We start from the raw sequence: 19763 nt of genomic DNA on the forward strand, positions 1-19763 counted from the left end.
GCCTGTTAGCGCCGATGGTACTGCGTAAAAGCGGGAGAGTAGGTCGCCGCCGACTTTAAAAGAAAATAGAGCTCCGATTCATGAAAATGAGTCGGAGCTTTTTTTTGTGACCGTAACAAGGCAAAAACGCAAAGACGCAGAGGCGCAGAGTTGAAATAGGTGAGAATTGCCCTGTTGTATTATATTGAGAAGAAATAAAAGAACCGGCAGAAAAGATTTAAAGCTGCCTCGATGCGACACAATTGCCTGCATAAAGGTGACTCACTCGCTTGCATAGAGGCGACACAGTCACCTGCTTCGATGCGATTCAATCACCTGCCCCGATGCGACACAGTCGCCTGCCTCGATGTGACACAGTCGCATGTTTCGGTGTTCCATTGTAGGAAACTTAATTATATAATAGTAAATAATAAAAAGTTATTTTTGCTTTTAAATTAAATGATGGTGTAGGCCACTAATACTTTTGGTTTTTATGAAGAAAAGGACTATAATCAATAATCATCTGGAATAGTGTTTATTATTCGGCCAATATTGTTTCTTAATAATGAAGGGAATTCACTGTTAGAGTTGAAAATATTAAATGGTGAGGTGTTGATTGAATTATATAGGAATTAGAGTTCTGGAAAAGGAATCTTGAAATAAGTAAAATTTGACGGACATCCACATTAGGATTTTGTGTGCTAAAAATATGGTTGATAAATGTTTTTATTTTGGTAAAGAAGAATTATGAGTCAATCTTCAAAAGGTCTATTTTATGCTACAATTACTGCCCTGTTATGGGGTGTTTTAGCCATAGTATTAAAAGTTTCATTAAACTATTTCGATTCTTATACAATAGTATGGTGGCGGTTCACTATGGCGTTTACTTTTTTGATAGCTTATTTTGGTATAAAGAGCCGCCGCCAATTGTTAATATTAAAAAAACCTCCGTTATTATTGCTTTTAGCTGGATTATTGTTAGGGGTAAACTACATTGGTTTTATGCAGGGTGTTCATTATGCCGGACCTGCCGTAACACAGGTTATGATACAAATTGGTCCAATAATGCTTGCACTAACAGGCTTTTTGATATTTAAAGAGCAATTGACGCGGCTTAGAGCCATTGGATTTTTTTTGGCGCTGATTGGCTTTATTTTTTTTTATTACCAACAACTACAAACCATTGTAAGTGATGTTGACTTATTAAACGAAGGTGTTATTTGGGTATTAACAGGTGCTTTGGCGTGGACTGCCTATGCCATATTAAACAAAATTCTGGTTCGACATATTTCTTCCGGACAAATTAACTTAATTCTGTATGGTGTTCCTGCTCTTCTTTTTTTACCATTTGCCAATTTTTCCTCTTTATTAGAAATTGAATCGATATGGGAGGTTGTATTGTTATTGTTTTTGGGTGGTAACACTTTGGTTGCTTACGGTTCTCTATCGTTGGCCTTGAAGTATGCCGATGCCAATAAGGTAAGTATGGTAATTACCATAAATCCGGTAATCACCTTTATTTTGATGGAAGTGCTTTTATGGAACCAGGTTACTTGGTTTACTGCTCCTCCGGTTCAGGCAATGTCGTATGTGGGTGCAGCAATGGTTCTTGTTGGGGCAATGCTGGCTATTGGTGCCATTGACCGTAAAAAGAAAAAATAATTTTTGCTGTTGAGTGGTTGTTTTACTGATAAACAATAATCAAACAGATTTTAGCTTGGACGTAAGGTTTGTGGTAAATAAGAAAAACATAACTAACGTTTTTTAAGATATTAAGTTTATCGTTGAACTTCTTGAATACAGTATTATAACCTAAAAGTCAAAAAATCGTAAAAAATAATAATTGCAAAAGTCGCCTTAAGCCAAAGAATGAGAAAGACAAAAGACGTTAATCTTGAATAGGGTGGATGTGGAAAGGTGAAATGGGCGGACTATTCATTAACAATTAGTGGATGGTAGTTTAGGGTTTCCCCATTTTTAGTAATTACAACCCTGTTGGTTGTAGATATTAATTTATGCATAAAATCACCAGAGAGAAGGTGAGTATTTTAGGTGTGCATTGCTTTTTTAACAAAAAATCATAAATTAGGTAGTTAGAATGAGGCAGATAGAATTATTCTAAATACTCAATTAATGTTATCCATTATTCGATATATTGATTATGTTTTTGCATTTCTTGCAATTGCTTTAATAGTTGTTTTGTTTTTCCAAATAAAAGAAGACAAATCAAAAAGTACTTCTGATGGCTTATCTGAAAATTTAATTCCCCAGTGGCTTAACCGGCGGTTTACAATTATTATTCTTTCATTAATTATTTTGATTGGTGGGTGGGTGATCTCGGGTGAAGTATCACGCCGACAGGAGGTTTATATGCAGGATGTTTTCATGAACCGGTCAAGGGATTTGTTAACCTTTTTTCCTTCCGAATATATAGAACAGCTAACATTTTCCAACGAAGACAAAGAGACGGTCTATTTTAAGATCGTTTCGGATTTATTAAACAATTATACTTACCATACAGGAATTACACATATTTACACATTGAAAAAGCGGGGCGCCAACTACTATTTAGGGCCGATGAGCCTTTTGCCTGATGGTAGTACCTATTTTGAGCCGGGAAGCAAATATCATTACAACGTACAACTGTTAGATAGGGTAGTCTCAACCTGTACCATTCAATTTGCAAATATAAATGAGGATGGTTTCGGGGAAAATGTAACCTATTATATTCCTTTGTTTGATAAATACAAAAAAGAGGTTTTATCAATTATAGGTGTTAGTATTTCTGCTCGATTATGGAAGTCTAATTTATTTCGTGTGAAACTGATTCCTTTAGCTCTTACTTTGTTTTTGCTGATTATAGTATTCATTAATGCCAGATGGTTACGAAAAAGGAAGAAAAAATCAGAAAGGCCATTTTACAAAGAAATATTTCATTATAGAGAAGGTGTCTTAATTTTATTATCTGGTCTTATAATTTCTTTATTTATAGCTTTTGTTTCTTATCAAAATGGTTTTCGATACCATCGTACGGTTTTTTCACAACAGGCCCATGCACATGGAACTGCTATATCAGAATCGATAAAAACCATTCATATTGCATTACAAGGTTTGGCCCGGTTATTTGAAGTGAGTGAGAGGGTTACAAACGAGGAATTCATTCATTATATCGAAGAAACCATAAGCTATCCATTTGTTGATGCTGTAGGGTGGGCCAAACATATCAGGGATAACCATTATGAGCTGGAATATATTTATTCGCCAAAAGCAATAGTATCCGGAGTGGATTTTTTTACTATAGAGAGAGACTCTTTAAAGCTGCAACCTGTTTGGGAGACTCTTAACAGTGAGTGTGTCACCGTTGTTCATGGTCGTTTTAACGATAACCGGGAGAGGGTAAATTTGTTTTTACAAACAAAGGATAATAGCCTGAATATTAACGGGCTTGTGTTTTTTGCTGTAGATTTTACAAAGCTTATTAATAATGTTTTTGCGGAAAATGCAGGGAATGATACCTATTTCCAGGTTTCACTAATACCGGCAGATAGACAGGAAGGAAAAAGGTGTGATGATGATAAATTGTTTTTTCTGCCACTATTCAGGAATAAAGATGCATATTGCTATGGGTATTATGGTTTCTTTTTTGGTGAGATGTATAGAATTTTAGTAACCCCTTTGTCTGCGTATTACAAAGTATATGGCAATAAAACTTTTTTTTCGGTTTTGATTTTAGGATTATTGGTAAGTATTGTAGTATCAGTCATTTTCTTCATCCTTATAAATAGAAGATATCTTTTAGAGAAACAAATCGATAAATTTTCTGCCAAACTTCGAGAAAGTCAGAGCCGATTTATGTCTCTTTTCTCACATATGTTGGAAGGAGTTGCCTTTTACAAAGCCACCATTGATCGGGATGGAAATCCTGATAAGTTTATAATTCAGGATGTTAATAAATCATTTGAAACATTAACAACCCTTTCTTATGATAAAGTTGTTGGTAAAGATGCACAAAAAGTATTAGGTTGGTCAAAGTACATACAATATTTTAAAAAGGTAGTTAAGCAGAAAGAATCAGTGATTTTTGATGTTTATTTTGAACCGGCCAATAAATTTATGAAAATATCTGCTGCCCCATGGGGCGATAAAGGGTTTGCCACCTTTTTTTCAGATATTACCAAGCAAGTAATAGCCGAGAAAAAACTTAAGAAAAGTGAAGAACGGTATCGCCTAATATCTGAAAATGCCGGTGATCTTATTGCCATTTACAATATTCGGTCTAATCGAATTAGTTATATCAGTCCTTCGGTAAAAAAAATATCTGGTTATTCATATTATGAGGTGGTTGGAAAAAAATTGGAAGAAGTCATTTCTAAGAAATCTTTCGATGAGATAAAAGATCGAATAGCCAAAAGGATAGAACGTTTTGAAGGAGGGGAAGATTCTGAGAGGGTTAAAAATATTTTGTTGGAGATTAAAACTAAATCAGGTGGTTCGGTGCCGGTAGAAGTGGTTACAACATTGTTAACCGATAAAGAACAAAAAGTTATTTCTATTTTAGGAGTAGGCAGGGATATAAGAGATCGTCTTAAAGCGGAAGAGGCTCTTAGAAAAAGTGAAAAAAAATTCAGGTTGTTGGTCGAAAACCAAAATGATTTGGTGGTTAAAGTGGATAAGGATGGTTTTTTGATTTATGTAAGCCCCTCTTATTGCAAATTGTTTGGAAAATCAGAATCGGAGTTGTTAAATAAGGCGTTTCTTCCATTAGTCCATCCCGAAGATAGAGAGAAGACTAAAGAAGGCATGAAAAAATTATTGAATCCGCCATATCAGGTAACAATAGAGCAACGTGCGAAGACAGTAAATGGATGGAGATGGATTTCGTGGAATGATACTGCTGTTTTTGATAAGTCAGGGCATTTAAAAGAGATTATTGGTATAGGGCGAGATATCACTGAGCAAAAGGAGGCCGAAATAGCCCTTCAGAAAAGTAGGGAATTGTTAAAACGTCAGAATGAAGAATATGCTGCCTTAAATGAAGAATATATGGCAATGAACGAAGAATTGTCGAAGATCAATGATGAACTTAGCGCTGCCATTGAGAAAGCGGAAGAAAGTGAAAAGTTAAAAACGGCCTTTTTGCAAAATATGTCTCATGAGATCAGGACTCCATTAAATGCAATTATTGGCTTTTCAGAGATGTTGGGGATGGATCATCTTACTGATTCAGAAAGAAAGGAGTTTATAACTATTATTGTAAATAGTGGCCGTCAGTTGCTCGACTTAGTAAACGATATATTGACTTTATCAGCCATTGAAACCAATCAGGATAAGGTAAACCTTTCTTTGGTGAATTTGAACCATTTGCTTAAGGAATTATTTACCATCTTTAAATCAAAAGCCGAAGAAAAAGGGATCGAACTTAAAATGGCCAAAAGTGCTTCCGATGAAGATGTGAGCATAGAGACCGATGAACTGAAATTGAGGCAAATTTTTGTTAATTTGCTGGGTAATGCTATAAAGTTTACATCACATGGAAGTGTTGAGTTTGGTTATGAATTGGAAAGGGAGGATGAAATTTTATGTTATGTTAAAGATACAGGAATAGGAATACCCCAAGAAATTCAAAATCGAATATTCGATCGATTTGTACAAGCCGACAAAAGCACAAAGTCAACATATGGGGGTACCGGGCTAGGCCTCGCCATATGTAAAGGTCATGTAGAAATGCTGGGTGGGAAAATTTGGCTTAAATCTACCTATGGAAAAGGTTCTGTTTTTTATTTCACTCTTCATCGTTAGTTGATTCATCTTGATTGATCAGCTCTTCTTGATTGCTGTTATTCACATCTTGATTAAAAAAGTCCATGAATTTTTTTAGTCGGTTATTGTTTCCAAGTTGGAAGATATAATTGTCTTGTCCCAATCCGGTTTTCATTTTACGTTGTTCTATATCCAGCGCTTGAATGGCCGAATTAAATTCTTTGGATGATGATAATACCATCATTTTTTCGTTATTGTAGCTAAAGAAAAACCAGTTATTGTCATCTGCCTGAATGTGGATTTCGAAAGAATTTCCTCCTCTGCTTCTTTTGATTAAGGCTTTTACATCAACTTCTTTAGCAATTCCATGATTTTCTATCCAGGCCAGAGTGGCTTTCCCATTGGTAAAATAAGAGCGTGCCGGAGTATCCCATTCAAATTTTATGTCGGAAAAACAGAGCGTATGTTGCAGATCAGGTGACAGAGCCTCAGAAAGGTCGGATGCCGGCTTTAAATGTTCGACAATTTTTTGGGCGCTATTTGAATTGGTCCATTCTCTTAATCTTTTTTCCAACGTTAATTTATCGATCTGAGCATCGGGCGCCTTTGATTGGAGGATAATGTCAACCATTGTTTGAATGCTATTGGGGTCGAGCATGAAATTAGCACCAAATAAGGCCTCAAAATCTACCTTATTGTTGTTTCTGTCGTGCCGAATAACGCCGGAGCTATGTAATGTTACCTGTTCTAAGTCAAGGGCAGTATTTATGATCCCCGTCCCGGAAACGATGCATCCTTTACTGTCGAAACGTAAAATATTGCCGGCCGAATCGGGATAAGCCAACTTTTCTTTTTCTGCGATTTCGAAACTGTTTAAATTCTCGTTATATCTCAGATAGCCATGAGAATCAAATACAGTAGAATTATTTATCCCATTTGTTTTTTCCAGGAAGGTGCTATACAGGTAAGTAGAGTCGAGTTGCAGAAAAAAATGGTGGCTCAGTTTTTCCATATCCGTATTAACGGGTTTTTCTTCAATGGGAATTTGGATGTCATTGGGGTTAATTTTTGCTGTAAATCGGATATAGTCCTGTGGACCCAATTGATGACATGAATGTAATAGTTGTGTGCCACCGTCAAAGGTTAGAAGGGGATCTTTGGCATTTAATTCCACATCACCCTTAAAGGCAAAGTGTCGGTTAAAAGTAATATCGTCCGGTACAGTTCCTTGGGCAATAGTTGTCTGGTTTTTATCGTCGAAGGTAATGTTACTAAAGGTTATGGTGTAAGTTTTGTTATCTCCGTTAACAAAATCATATTCTCCCGAACCTTTATAACTGTATTTCCCTTCAATGGATACTTGTGCATTTTTAAATTGGTGAGGTGAATCATTAATTAAAATGATGGTTGAGTCGAGTGGTTCCATTTCTGCATTTTGATGGATACGAATGGTTCCGTCATTAAGAAGAATGTCGGCATCAGCAACATTAATATGGGATACTTCCTTTGCAACAATGGTTTTATTTTGTACGTCGTAAACAGCTATAGGGGCAATAAAGTCGAGAGAATCCTGACGTCGGTGTACCGAGACAAAGCGATTGCCTTCGGAGCCACTGGCACCCATCACAATTTCATTGTTATCCATGTTCCAGGTAAAGGCATTGATATAAGCAATGTATTTGTTATCGGTAAATTCAACAATGTTGGCTAAATCCCGGGACTGGAATTGTCCAATTCTTTTTTCAAAATCGAGATGAGCTTTAAGGTCATTGGTTTTGAAAGATATCCCGTCCACGTTTTGGCCGCCAACGAGGTGGAAATCGGCACTGTCGGCCATTAATGCGTGATGTGTTAGATCCATTTTCTCTGAAATAAGATTGGCGGTAGGCATTAAAATTTTACCACTAGCTTCCAGTCCGTTTGGAGAATAGACGAGACTACCTTCTAACGCAGTTTCTTCGTTAAAAAGAATAAATTGTTTGTCGGTTTGTTTGGCGAGTAGTTGGTCTTCGAAGGGGAGGAATTTAATAGATATATTTTTCCCCTGCACATCGGGTAATTCAATGCCGGTAGTTTGAGGTTCAATGGAAAAGGATTGTGCAATACCCGTTGTTTGGTCGGGCAGAAAAGTGAAAGCTTCCGAATCGGCAACTGTATTTCCGTAACGTAGGCTTCCTTTTCCTATAAGTCCCTGGTTACTTAAATCAATGATATTTGTGAAAGTGGCTTTATTTTGATATATGGGATAGCCTTGGGGAGGTGATTGTTTCACAAAACCTAAAGAGAAATCCTTGCGCACGCGGAGTTGATCTTGTATATCAGGAAAGATATTGCTTTTAAGAGTCCCGTTGAATACGATGTTTCTTTTGTTTAGTTCGTTGAGACTGTCAATCTCAAACGGTTGAATTTCAAAGTGGAAATTTTCTTTTGTATACGCCCCGTTTTGAATGTCGGGTCGATCATAATAGACATAAGATTTTTTGTTGCTGACCAGTACCGGGAACTTGGGATAATGAACCAACCCTGATTTATTGTTGGCTGTATCAATTTGGAGGTAACCGGATAATTTGGCAATGGTATTGTCGATGGGGCGAAGAACAGGTCGGCCGTACTGATCAATTTGATCTGTTCCAATATTCATACGCATGGAATCGATAGTTGTTAAATCAATCCGGAAGTCATCGTATGAGAAAAAGAAACCATCACCGAAGAGTTCGATCATCCCTGCAATGATTTTGCCGTTAAAACTGAAATTTCGGTTGTATTTAAGTGTAACTTCCTGGTTATCCGGAATAAAACTTACATTTTGACGATCGCTGATAGAGATGTTATTGACGCCTTTAAGTGCCAAATCATAATTTTTCAGGTCAAATCGGGCATTGGGAATATTTTTGGGGGTTATGGAATTAAAACGAATGACGTCATGGTCTTTTTTCCCCATTCGAAAGAGGATATAGTCATTCAGTCTTTTTTGAATTTTTATGGTATCGGTGTTGGTATTGTAGTCAATAAATCCGTAAAACGATAATTGAAGGAGCTGTTGTCTGACCTGGCTAACCGGTTTGTTGAGGTACCGGGCATAATGCTCTGCTGAAAAAGGTTGTTTATTATTTTGGAGATAGCACTTTCTTAGGCCAAAAAGAGGATGAATGGCGTCCATTCCCTGAAGTTTGGTAAAAAATGCTTCACGGTAATAATCCATTGATTCAAAGAATGAATAATTTTTTGCGGAACCCGGAAGCATTCTCAGTTCCATGTAGTCGGTGTCTAATTGCCAGTATATTACTTCTGAATCAATAGTGACATTATGATAGGTATCAAAGAATGGACTTTGAGAAATTCCTTCTCCATTCCTTATCATATATAATTCCCGCGATGGAACCATAAATTTAAATTCCAGGCCTGGATGACGTATTTCACCGGTATCGAGATGAATGGTGATTTGGGTTTTACGGCTCAAAATTTCATCATCACGAAGCGAGAAAATAAGTGATTTTGCTGTGATGAAAGCTTGGTCGTTTCTGAAAATGGTAATGGTTGCCGGATGCGAATTGGTCCCTGAACCCAAAAATTTAGCTCCATGTTGGGAAAAGCCGCCTTTATAATTTATGTTCGGATGAATATTTTCGATTTGAAACATCTGCTTATGAGAGGTGAATTGGGGATAGGTACTTGCAGAGGGTTCACGTATAAACATTACTTTGTGCTTTACCCTTCCTATTAGTGATTGGTTAAAGTAATATTTATTGTAGAATGTGACATCTTGAACTTCGAAGTCGGGACGGTTCATATTAATGGTGTATTGCTTAAATGTGGCATACACCTTATCCTCGGGGAAACCACTTCTTTCCCAGGTTATTTTGCCGGAAGTACCATCCCAAATTCCTGTAACTACGTTAAGCCTGCCACTTGTATTAAAAACTTGAATACTATCGTTTTTAGAGTGGCAAACCAGAGTGGTATTGTTGAGGACTAAAAAGAGAGAATCGTTTTCAAATTTGAAAGTATAGTCAGGGTTTCTGGAATACCATTTTACACTTGAAGTGCTGTAAATTTTTTGTTCTTCTACGATACCCTTTGTGATATTTAGCAGCTCTACAAAATGGCGAACATAATATCGCCGTTGATTAAGAAAATTGAGGGCTGCCTCTTTCCACGTATAAAAATTGGGATTGGGTGCACCATTATTTACAAATGATTGTATGGTTTCGAGAAATAGATAATAGTCGGGGAAGGCTCTTGCCTGCTTTAAATAAAGTTTGTCTGATATTTCGATAATAGTTGTTTTAATATCATCGGAAGTGGATGGTGAATTCCAGAATTCTTCGAAATGGTCTAAAAATTCTTTGGCTCTTTTCTTTTCGGCTGAGACTTTGAAAATGGATTCTATTTTGTTGAAATACTCAGATTCGCCTGAGGAGGAAAAATAATTTTCGTTGCTTTGAGAAAAAGCCGATAAATAGGTAAAGAAAAATAATAAAATAAAATGATAAGCTGCTCGGGGTTTATTGAACAAACAATTGAATTTTTTCATATTCAAAAGCGTGCCTAAGAAACAATATAATGTCTTATGGAATAATTTTTCTAATTGAAATAATATATCCATTAAATTAAAAAATAGTAACCTATGTTGGTTATGAATACACTTTTATCAGACAGCAGCCGGGTAAAGAGAATAGATTCCTTTTCTAATTTACCGGCCAAATATTATTTGCCTGTGATGTTTTTTCTATACGATAGAGCGATCCAATTGTTTTGTTCTTTTGTGGAAATGTGTTGCCAATTTAGTTTTTTAGCCACTTTGTTTATTTGTTCGAAGTCGGAGTTAAAGAAGCCGCTGAGTAATACATATCCATTGTTTTTGAGGACTTTATCATAGATGGGCATATCCTGGAGAATGATGTTTCGGTTAATATTGGCCAGGATAAGATTAAAAGGCATTTTGTTGTTAAGGCAAGATGCATCGCCCTGTTCGACCACGACATTGGCTATTTTGTTGAGTTTAAGGTTTTCAATGGCATTTTGGGTGGCCCATGAATCGATGTCTATGGCGGTAATTTTGGATGCGCCACGAAGCGAAGCCAGAATACTCAAAATGGCGGTTCCACACCCCATATCTAATACATTCATTCCTTTCAACTCCATCTTTAGTAGTTGTCGAACCATTAAAGTGGTTGTTTCATGGTGTCCGGTTCCAAACGACATTTGGGGGTTAATTAAAATTTCGTATGGCGGTTTTTGTGACGGCGCTTCGTGAAATGTGGACCGCACCAGGCATTGCCCATCAATAATGACTGGCTTAAAATAGTTTTTTTCCCATTCGATGTTCCAGTTTTTTTCCTCTAATTTTTCGGTTGAGATAGAGAATCGATATTGAGGCGAAGAGAGAAATGGCAGGTTTTCGGGATTAATTGGTGAAAATTGTTGCGATGAGATATAAGCTTCTACACCTGAATCAGTTTCCATAAAACTGTCGTATCCCAGTTGACTTAACTGGGCGATCAGAATTTCCCGGGCTATGGCGTCAACAGGTTCTATTTTAATTGTTGTTTTTATATAATAATCCATTTGTCCACAATAATAAATTTTGGTTCCGGTTTGCTTTTAAGGTCAAATTTTTAGAGGGTATTTCTATTAACCTCCTAAAATACAAACAGTGCCAAACGGTAATTAGTAGAAATACCATTTGGCACCAACTTGGTTAATTGTATGGCTGATTCTAAAAACAAAAAATAATAATCATTTTATTTTTTGAATTTGCTTTCTGCCTATACCTTAATGTCCTAATAAACTTAACCTAAATAGAATTTTAGGATTTGTAATAGGGACGAAATCTAAAATCAAAAAGCATTAATAATACCCATGAAGTCTTCTGCTTTAAGAGAAGCCCCCCCTATTAAACCACCATCCACATCCGGATTGGCAAACAGTTCCTTGGCATTTGATGGTTTACAACTACCACCATAAAGAATTGAAATTTCATCAGCAACACTTTGTTGGTACTTTTCTGCCAACGTTTTGCGAATAAATGCATGCATTTCCTGCGCTTGTTCAGGAGAAGCCGTTTTTCCGGTTCCAATAGCCCAGACAGGTTCATAAGCTAAAATGATTTTCTTAAATTCATCTGCAGAAAGGTGGAATAATGCTTCTTCAATCTGGCTTTTCACAACATCAAAGTGTTTGTTACTTTCTCTTTCTTCCAGAACCTCTCCGATGCAGAAAATAGGCGTTAAACCGTTTTTCAATGCCAGGTCAACTTTTGTTTTCAAAATGGCATTATCTTCATGGTAGTATGCTCTACGTTCACTATGACCAAGAATAACGTAAGTGGCACCGGTTGATTTAACCATTTGAGCCGATACTTCACCGGTGTAGGCCCCTGACTCATGATCGGCACAATTTTGAGCTGATACACCTATAAGGTCTTGGTCAACGATTTTACAAACTTCAGTCAGATGAATGAAAGGAGTTCCAATAATTACTCTGCAATTAGGTTTTTGAGCCTGCAAGGCTTCCTTGAGTTCTTTAGCCAATTCAACTCCTTCTTGCAGGGTTTTGTTCATTTTCCAGTTTCCGGCTACAATGTTTTGTCTCATTGTTTTTGCTTGTTTTATTGTTTTACTTAATTCTAAAATTCAAAATCATAGCTGCTGCGAAGACAAGGGCTGCCATTTGGCCGAAGATTAATAAATTATTCTTCTTTTTTTGTTGCTGTTGTATGGCTAAACTAAGCGGATGTTCCATTTGAGATGGCTTGGGCAGATCTTTAAAATGCCATTTACCAACAACGGTCCCTTTAAGAATCATTACCAGTCCGGGGTTAGAGCGTATAATGGTTTTCAGATTGGTTTCATCACCTTGAAGAAAGGTAAAATTTATTTGGTACTCTTGATTGATTTTTTCTGCCTCGGCCAGGGTTGAGGATGTAACAACGTAAAATTGTGCATTCTGCATATTGGCCGTTTGTTGCAATTCAGCCAATTGGAGGGCGGTTTCTTCTTTTAACCGGGTGATGTCAGACGAAATCACAAGAAATAGAGGAACATCCAAATCCATTAATCGATCGGTAATGTTGCCTTCAAGTGGGTGTTGCAATACAAAGTCATGAATTGGGGGCTGGTAGCCCTCAGAAATAACTTTTGTTTTACTGTCGATGAAAACCCAGGTGGTATCATCGTAGGGATAATTTTCTTCGGTGAACTCTTTCCTGATATTGTCTTTTTCAAGGATAAATGTGGTTTTATATTCCGGCTGAGGAGCCCCTTCCGGGATTTCCATGCCTGAAGGGATATGAGTTCCGATGGCATAAGGTCTGAAATCCAAAATGGGAAGGTGATTTAAGCTATATATTGCTATACTTATAATCCATATTACAGTTATTCCCCCAAAAATAGTTTGACGTTTTAGCGAATATGAGCAGATAAGGTTGTCTTTATTGAAAAATAAGAAGGTTGCGAAAACCATAATAATCATATTCTTCCAAAAGGTTTGCCAGTTGGTCAGTTTAATGGCATCACCAAAACACCCACAGTCGGTCACTGGATTGAAGATGGCCAAAATCAATGTGAGCAGCGTGAAAAAACTAAGAAAATAAAAGGCAGCAGTGGTTGCCAGGCGCGGAAATACGTTGAATACCAGCAAAACGCCCATAACGAACTCAAGTGCGGCCAGGCCTATCCCCAAAGGAAGGCTAAGCGGCGATAACCATTCAAAATGGAAGGCCTGAAAATAATCTTGGAATTTAATACTACTTCCAACCGGATCAACGGCTTTTACAAAGCCGGAAAAAACAAATGTTAAACCAACTAAAATACGGCTAAACGTTCGTAAAAAATTCCACATTTTACTGATTTGTTTTGAGGTTAATTAATTTCCTTTTCTGAAGAAAAGGTATCAATATCATCTTCAGGGAATTCGAGTTTAATAAGTCCAAAAACCGCGTAATTAATGATGTCCATATAATTGGCATCTATTCCTTCCGACACGATGGTCTTACCATGATTGTCTTCGATTTGTTTGGTTCTGTGTATTTTCATTAAGATAAGATCGGTAAACGAACTGATACGCATATTTCGCCAGGCTTCGTCATAATCGTGATTTTTGTTGTCCATTAATCGTTTAGCCTGATAAATATATTTATCGTAAAGTTCTATTGCTTCCTGCGGTTTCATGGATGGTTGATCGCTGGGACCCAAATCCAGCTGGATAAGCCCCATTGTGGCATAATTAACTATACCGATAAATTCGGAACGAATATCTTCATCAATTTTTGCCTGACCCTTAGTTTCGATGCTGCGGATCCGCTGCGCTTTAATAAATAGCTGGTCGGTCATGGAACTGGGACGAAGGATGCGCCAGGCGGTGCCATAATCTTTCATTTTTTTTTTGAAAACATCCCTGCACAGCGAAATGACATGTTCGTATTGTTGGTCTGTTTTTTCGGGCATAGTTTTATTTTGAGCTGTAAAAATACAAAAAAGCTGTGTAAAGTATGGAGCTAACGCACTATTTTTGTCATTTAATGGTCGGACAATTGAATGGGTTGTTTGGTGGCTATAAGCTCAAAACGATTTTGCAGGCGGCATGATATAGCTTTACTGGTTTCATGATTGGAAATAACTTTTAATCGTATTAATATTATCTATGTTGTTGTCCGAAAGGAACTCGTATGGCTTAACCAATTTTATGCATCTTATTTAATGACCAAAGCTGCCATGTTCGTTTCATTTATTCTCTTGAATTATTATTCCGGATGTTTGAAAAAAATATTGATATTTAAAATGATATAAGCAGAAGGATGAAGAATTTTGAAGTAAAAAATAGTTGTTTAGCCAATAGGTTTACAATAAATTGCCGAGGCAAATTAATAGATCTTTCTAAGCCGGTAGTGATGGGAATTTTAAACCTTACGCCCGACAGTTTTTATTCCGGAAGCAGGATTACCACACTGGATGATTCGGTGCAACGGGTGGAGGAGATAATATCGGAAGGCGGCGTAATAGTTGATATCGGCGCTTATTCGTCTCGTCCCGGTGCCAATGATGTTTCGGAACAGGAAGAAGGACGTCGCCTTTGGCCAATATTGGACGCTATTCGAAAGCGTTGGCCTGACATTATAATATCTGTTGACACGTTTCGTAGTACCATAGCTCAAAAGGCGGTAGCCGAATATGAGGTGGATATTATTAATGATATCTCTGCCGGGATGATGGATGCAGCCATGTTTGAGACCATTGCACGACTGAATGTTCCTTACATATTGATGCATATGAAGGGGACACCTCAAAATATGCAGAAGCACCCCCAATATGAGGATGTTACCGGTGAAGTGTTGTTGTTTTTGTCGGAAAAGGTTAACCAGTTACGAGCATTGGGTGTTGCTGATATAATAATAGACCCTGGCTTTGGATTTGGTAAAACTCTAGAGCATAATTATCAATTATTGAGGGATTTGCAGCAGTTTAGGATGTTTGAGTTGCCTCTGTTGGTCGGGGTGTCGCGTAAGTCTATGATATATAATGCACTAAACTCTAAACCCGAGGAGGCTCTCAATGGTACCACTGTTTTGCATGCATGGGCTTTGACCAAAGGAGCAAACATTTTAAGGGTGCATGATGTGAAAGAAGCTGTAGAATGTGTTAAATTAGTATCAAAAATTATGGAATAAAATGAGCCTGACCTACAAAACTAAGGCAGAAGTGCACAGGCCGAAGGCAGAAGAAGTCAATAGTTATTAGTCAACAGTCATTAGTGTTAATGGACTAGTGACTAATGACTAACCACTAATGACTACTTTTAAGAAACAATATATCAAATGAAGTAAGTAAAATTTATACGGATGAAACGAGCATGACAATGAGAGATTTTCACAAAAGAGAATGTATAAAACTCTTTGTCATGCGAGTTCCATCCGGCCCATAACTTGGATAAATTTTATACGGATGAAACGAGCATGGCAGCTTTTGCCACAAAAGAACATGTATAAATTTTATTAAGCCATGCGAGTTCCATTCGGCCAATGAGTTAAATAAATTATATACGAATGAAACGAGCATGGCGACTTTTGCCACAAAAGAGCATGTATAAAATGATATAGGCAGAAGTGCACAGGCAGAAGGCAGAAGTGAGATTTATCGATTTTATGATTGCGGGTTGGGAAATTTCCCCTTTAGGGGATTAAGGGGTGAGGGATGGCCATAATGGACTTTAAACTAATTATATAAGTAAATTTTATACGAATGAAAACTTTGTTTTTTCTCTATTGATTGGAAAAGTAAGCACTAATATTTTAAATAGAATTACAGGGAATGAAGACACAAGTAAAATTATAAAGAATTAGTATGACTTTCTTAGAGATTCGTTTTATCGATTTAGTCGATATATTTTTAGTAGCCTATTTAATGTTCCGGCTCTATAAATTAATAAAAGGGACAGTTGCGCTCAATATATTCATCGGCATATTTTCCTTTATAGTTTTCTGGCTTTTGATCAAATCCCTCAAAATGGAATTATCTTCTACCATTCTGGATAATTTTGTAAATGTTGGGGTGCTGGCCATTATTGTAGTTTTTCAGCAGGAGATAAGACGATTTTTGCTTTTACTGGGAAGTCGTTACAATTTACACAATAAGTTTTCGTTTGAGCGCTTTTTTGAAGGGAAATCACGAGGAGCCGGAATGATGAACATATATATCAAACCCGTTGTACAGGCCTGTGATTATTTTACCCGTACCCGTACCGGTGCTTTGATTGTGATAACTAAAAACTCCGAATTGCTTGACTTTGTGCATACCGGCGAATTGCTCAATGCGGTTATTTCGCGTCGGTTACTGGAGACTATATTTTTTAAAAACAACCCGCTTCACGATGGTGCAGTAATTATTAATAGAAATAAAATTAAAGCTGCCGGATGTATTTTACCCGTTTCACAAAACATGGATATTCCCAAACGTTTTGGGCTTCGTCACCGCGCCGGGATGGGCATTACCGAATCAACCGATGCTGTGGCAATTGTGGTATCGGAAGAGCGGGGAAGAATTAGTTTTTTCCAAAATGGAAGAGGCGAATTTAATATTTCGGTCGAAGAGTTGGAAAAACGCCTCGAAGCAGCAGGTTTGACACGTTGAAAAGATTATTAGGCTATTGGGTTAGTAGAAAAGATGAGGTTGAAAATATGCAGCTTGAAGTTAGAAAAAATTAGTAGTAAATTGATGTTTTATAGAAATAGGTTAGTAATATAAATTTCGGACGACAGGCTTGAATCGCTAAAATCCGGCCATCAAAGGGCGAAGCCTAAGTTGATGCAATAAATAGCTTGGTACAAATTACTAAGGTTATTCGAAATAATCATCATGAAAATAGCCATAAGCGGAATAACAGGACTTATTGGGAGTTCCTTGTCTGAACATTTTAAAAGGCAGGGACATGAGGTAGTCGGTTTGTATCGCCGGGATTTTGAAAAAGGAGAAAGTCATTTGGCTCAGAAATTACAGGAATGCCGGGTGGTGGTTAATTTGGCAGGTGCACCTATTTTGAAAAGATGGAGTGTTGCCTGGAAAGAGAACATTTATACCAGTCGCGTCAATACTACTTCGAAAATAATAGGCGCCTTCAATAAAATGCGCATTTGCCCTCATACATTTGTGTCGGCATCGGCAGTTGGAATTTATGACACGCAGAATGTGCATGATGAGTATTCTACCAGTTATTCGGAAGGCTTTTTGGGGAAGGTATGCAAAGATTGGGAAGAGGAAGCACTTAAAGCTACCAGGTTAGGTATCCGTGTGTGCCTCACCCGGTATGGCGTTGTTTTGTCGAACAAAGGTGGAGCACTTAAGAAAATGATTCTTCCTTTTAAGTTGGGTTTGGGTGGAAAAATTGGAAATGGTTTGCAGCCCATGCCCTTTATTCATATTGAAGATGCCGTGTCGGCTGTTGAATGGCTATTAATGAACGAACAGCAAGAGGGTATTTTCAATATGGTGGCCCCTCAAATAATTTCAAATAAAGATTTTACAAAGGCATTAAGTGGCATACTGCATAGACCGGCATTAATGACTGTTCCTGCCTGGGTCTTAAGGATGGTCTATGGCGAGGGCGTTGAAGTATTGACAGAAGGTCAGAAAGTTGTATGTCGCCGCTTACAGGAAGGTGGTTTTCAATTCTCATATGCCGATATCAAGTCTGCGTTAATGGATTTAATTTCGTGAATCAATTATTTATTAAATCATAAAAAAGGGACAGAAATTTGTAAAACAAACCCTGTCCCTTTTATTTAAAATTTTACTGGCGTGTCTTTCTAAAAAGATGAGCCATTAAACATTAGTCTAATTGAGGACCAGCAGCAACAAGAGCCTTGCCTTCTTCGTTGTCAGTATATTTTTCGAAGTTTTTGATGAATCTGGCGGCCAGGTCTTTGGCGCGTTTTTCCCATTCAGCAGGATCGGCATAGGTGTTGCGAGGATCCAGAATTTCGGTGTTAACGCCTTCCAGTTCAACAGGGATTTCCAGGTTGAAAATAGGAATAACTTTGGTTTCAGCTTTTTCAATAGATCCATCAAGAATACGGTCGATAATGGCTCGGGTATCCTTAATTGAAATTCGTTTTCCGGTACCATTCCATCCGGTATTTACCAGATAAGCTTCGGCACCCACTGCTTCCATTCTCTTAACCAACTCTTCCGCATATTTTGTGGGGTGGAGGGAAAGGAAAGCTTCACCGAAACAAGCAGAGAAGGTAGGAACAGGTTCAGTAACACCACGCTCAGTACCGGCTAATTTAGCGGTAAAACCTGAAAGGAAGTGATATTTGGTTTGTTCTGATGTCAGTTTAGATACCGGGGGCATTACACCAAAAGCATCTGCTGTTAAGAAGATAACTTTTTTGGCATGTCCGGCTCTTGAAACAGGTTTTACAATATTTTTAATGTGGTAAATGGGGTAAGAAACCCTGGTATTTTCGGTTTTTGAACCGTCGCTGAAATCAACTTTTCCGTTTTCATCAACCACAACATTTTCCAACAAAGCATCGCGCTTGATGGCATTGTAAATGTCGGGCTCAGCTTCAGGATCGAGGTTGATGGTTTTGGCATAGCAACCACCTTCAAAGTTAAATACGCCATCGTCATCCCATCCGTGTTCGTCATCACCGATAAGGGCACGTTTGGGGTCGGTTGACAAGGTGGTTTTACCTGTTCCTGAAAGACCAAAGAAGATAGCGGTGTCACCATCTTTACCTACATTAGCGGAGCAGTGCATAGAGGCAATACCACGTAATGGCAGATAGTAGTTCATCATTGCGAACATACCCTTTTTCATTTCACCGCCATACCATGTGCCACCAAGAACATGCATCTTTTCAGTAAGGTTGAACACAGTGAATACTTCTGAATTCAAACCATGCTCTTTCCATTTGGGATTGGTGGTTTTTGCGGCATTCAATGAAACAAAATCGGGTTCACCAAAGTTTTCCAATTCTTCTTTGGTTGGACGAATAAACATATTGGTAACGAAATGAGCCTGCCAGGCCACTTCCATGATGAAACGGATCTTGAGCCGTGTCTCGGGATTAGCACCACAGAAAACATCTACAACAAACAATCTTTTCCCTGAGAGCTGTTTTACTGCTAATTCTTTCAGTTCTTTCCATACTTCGGGCGATACCGGTTTGTTGTCGTTTGGTGCATGTTCTGAAGTCCACCAGATGGTATCTTTGGTCGTCTCGTCTTTTACTATGTATTTGTCTTTGGGAGACCGACCAGTGAAAATACCGGTGTCTACTGCTACGGCACCTAATTCCGTAACTACACCTTTTTCATAACCTTCCAAATCAGGACGGGTCTCTTCCTTAAATAACTCTTCATACGAGGGATTGTGGACAATTTCTTTCACATCCGTAATCCCGTACTTACTCAAATCCAAATTTTGCATATTTCTATGAGTTTAAATTAAATTATTAGGATATTTGATTATGCGATTTGATTTCTTTTGCGTCAAAAGTATAAAAAAAGGTATTAAAGAAAAAT

11 protein-coding genes are annotated in these 19763 nt (G+C 37.7%); 5 read left to right on the forward strand and 6 right to left on the reverse strand.

Going from position 1 to position 19763, the window contains the following annotated elements:
• Positions 1-726: 726 nt before the first annotated feature.
• Both BM130_RS11120 and BM130_RS11125 read left to right on the forward strand, forming a co-directional pair.
• Positions 727-1641 (forward strand): DMT family transporter, encoded by a 915-nt coding sequence (locus tag BM130_RS11120; RefSeq protein WP_010526137.1) that lies wholly within the window; start codon positions 727-729, stop codon positions 1639-1641.
• Positions 1642-2112: 471 nt separating this feature from the next.
• Positions 2113-5778 (forward strand): PAS domain S-box protein, encoded by a 3666-nt coding sequence (locus BM130_RS11125; RefSeq protein WP_010526136.1) that lies wholly within the window; start codon positions 2113-2115, stop codon positions 5776-5778.
• Here the strand turns inward: BM130_RS11125 and BM130_RS11130 are convergent.
• From BM130_RS11130 to BM130_RS11150, 5 genes are all read right to left on the reverse strand, one after another.
• Positions 5762-10255, reverse strand: a complete 4494-nt coding sequence (locus BM130_RS11130) for a hypothetical protein (RefSeq protein WP_237706068.1) — start codon at positions 10253-10255, stop codon at positions 5762-5764. The genes BM130_RS11125 and BM130_RS11130 overlap by 17 nt on opposite strands.
• 191 nt (positions 10256-10446) lie before the next feature.
• Positions 10447-11307 (reverse strand): 50S ribosomal protein L11 methyltransferase, encoded by an 861-nt coding sequence (prmA, locus tag BM130_RS11135; protein WP_010526134.1) that lies wholly within the window; start codon positions 11305-11307, stop codon positions 10447-10449.
• Positions 11308-11579: 272 nt separating this feature from the next.
• Positions 11580-12335 carry a triose-phosphate isomerase gene (tpiA, locus tag BM130_RS11140; RefSeq protein ID WP_010526133.1) on the reverse strand — a complete coding sequence of 252 codons (756 nt, stop codon included), beginning with the start codon at positions 12333-12335 and terminating at the stop codon, positions 11580-11582.
• A 22-nt stretch (positions 12336-12357) separates the two neighbouring features.
• Positions 12358-13581 carry a BT_3928 family protein gene (locus tag BM130_RS11145; protein WP_010526132.1) on the reverse strand — a complete coding sequence of 408 codons (1224 nt, stop codon included), beginning with the start codon at positions 13579-13581 and terminating at the stop codon, positions 12358-12360.
• Positions 13582-13601: 20 nt separating this feature from the next.
• Positions 13602-14186 (reverse strand): DUF1599 domain-containing protein, encoded by a 585-nt coding sequence (locus tag BM130_RS11150; protein WP_010526131.1) that lies wholly within the window; start codon positions 14184-14186, stop codon positions 13602-13604.
• 443 nt (positions 14187-14629) lie between these two features.
• Between BM130_RS11150 and folP the strand changes: the two genes are divergently transcribed.
• The 3 genes from folP to BM130_RS11165 all read left to right on the forward strand — a co-directional run bounded on the left by folP (position 14630) and on the right by BM130_RS11165 (position 17948).
• The gene (gene folP / locus BM130_RS11155; RefSeq protein ID WP_237706067.1) at positions 14630-15406 is read left to right on the forward strand and encodes a dihydropteroate synthase; all 777 of its coding nucleotides are present in this window, start codon (positions 14630-14632) and stop codon (positions 15404-15406) included.
• Between the two features lie 673 nt (positions 15407-16079).
• A complete protein-coding gene (cdaA, locus tag BM130_RS11160) occupies positions 16080-16865 on the forward strand; it encodes a diadenylate cyclase CdaA (protein WP_010526129.1) in 786 nt (261 codons plus the stop codon).
• Between the two features lie 225 nt (positions 16866-17090).
• On the forward strand, positions 17091-17948 hold the full coding sequence (locus BM130_RS11165; RefSeq protein WP_010526128.1) for a TIGR01777 family oxidoreductase: 858 nt from the start codon (positions 17091-17093) through the stop codon (positions 17946-17948).
• 112 nt (positions 17949-18060) lie between these two features.
• Here BM130_RS11165 and pckA read toward each other — a convergent pair whose 3' ends face one another.
• Positions 18061-19668 carry a phosphoenolpyruvate carboxykinase (ATP) gene (pckA, locus tag BM130_RS11170; RefSeq protein WP_010526127.1) on the reverse strand — a complete coding sequence of 536 codons (1608 nt, stop codon included), beginning with the start codon at positions 19666-19668 and terminating at the stop codon, positions 18061-18063.
• Positions 19669-19763 lie beyond the last annotated feature (95 nt).

It is taken from the genome of Thermophagus xiamenensis (genome assembly GCF_900112795.1).
GTDB classification, from domain to species: Bacteria; Bacteroidota; Bacteroidia; order Bacteroidales; family Marinilabiliaceae; genus Thermophagus; species Thermophagus xiamenensis.

Coding starts and splice junctions, on each gene's coding strand:
- BM130_RS11165 (WP_010526128.1), top strand. CDS start 17,091: ATGAAAATAGCCATAAGCGGAATAACAGGACTTATTGGGAGTTCCTTG.
- cdaA (WP_010526129.1), top strand. CDS start 16,080: ATGACTTTCTTAGAGATTCGTTTTATCGATTTAGTCGATATATTTTTA.
- tpiA (WP_010526133.1), bottom strand. CDS start 12,335: ATGAGACAAAACATTGTAGCCGGAAACTGGAAAATGAACAAAACCCTG.
- folP (WP_237706067.1), top strand. CDS start 14,630: ATGGGAATTTTAAACCTTACGCCCGACAGTTTTTATTCCGGAAGCAGG.
- BM130_RS11125 (WP_010526136.1), top strand. CDS start 2,113: ATGTTATCCATTATTCGATATATTGATTATGTTTTTGCATTTCTTGCA.
- BM130_RS11120 (WP_010526137.1), top strand. CDS start 727: ATGAGTCAATCTTCAAAAGGTCTATTTTATGCTACAATTACTGCCCTG.
- pckA (WP_010526127.1), bottom strand. CDS start 19,668: ATGCAAAATTTGGATTTGAGTAAGTACGGGATTACGGATGTGAAAGAA.
- BM130_RS11145 (WP_010526132.1), bottom strand. CDS start 13,581: ATGTGGAATTTTTTACGAACGTTTAGCCGTATTTTAGTTGGTTTAACA.
- BM130_RS11150 (WP_010526131.1), bottom strand. CDS start 14,186: ATGCCCGAAAAAACAGACCAACAATACGAACATGTCATTTCGCTGTGC.
- prmA (WP_010526134.1), bottom strand. CDS start 11,307: ATGGATTATTATATAAAAACAACAATTAAAATAGAACCTGTTGACGCC.